We start from the raw sequence: 668 nt of genomic DNA, 5'->3' as shown, positions 1-668 counted from the left end.
GAACGTAAAACGCCAGAAATGGAATACTTCCTTAATACATTCGCCCCAAGTTTTGAGCTATCGCTGGATGAAATCAGTTAGCCAGTTTAGTTTATGGAGATAAACGTGTCGTTTGAATTACACTCTTTGTGGCAAGAGCGCCACGACGATGAGCATAAAATCCGCCGTGATGACCACCGCAGCCCCTATCAACGTGATAGAGCGAGAATCCTGCACTCTGCGGCATTTCGACGCCTACAAGCGAAAACTCAAGTTCATGGCAACAGCTTGGAAGACTTTCATAGAAGTCGACTTACCCACTCGTTAGAAGCGGCCCAATTAGGCACGGGTATTGTCGCGCAACTCAAAAAGAAACAGTCTGAATTTAAAGAACTATTGCCCTCGGACAGTTTGATTGACTCTCTGTGTCTCGCGCACGATATCGGCCACCCACCATACGGACACGGTGGCGAAGTCGCATTGAACTATATGATGCGTGACCATGGTGGCTTTGAAGGCAATGCGCAGACTTTTCGCATTGTGACCAAATTGGAGCCATACACTGAGCACTTCGGGATGAATCTATCGCGCCGAACTTTGTTAGGTTTGATCAAATACCCAGCACTCATCAGTCAGACTCGTTCAGTCAAGCTGCCAAACCCAGCAGAACATCAACGCCGATTAAAAGC

Annotated in this window: 1 protein-coding gene and 1 pseudogene; both read left to right on the top strand. The window is 47.6% G+C overall.

Annotation, left to right across the window (positions count from 1 at the left end; genetic code table 11):
• Positions 1-81, top strand: a pseudogene (locus tag R7Q48_RS27925) (5'-deoxynucleotidase); the annotation flags it as partial.
• Positions 82-93: 12 nt separating this feature from the next.
• A partial coding sequence (gene dgt, locus R7Q48_RS27920) for a dGTP triphosphohydrolase (protein ID WP_318133545.1) occupies positions 94-668 on the top strand: 575 nt, incomplete at its 3' end.

The organism is Vibrio sp. 378, assembly GCF_033339435.1.
This window is presented reverse-complemented; position numbering and strand designations above follow the sequence as displayed.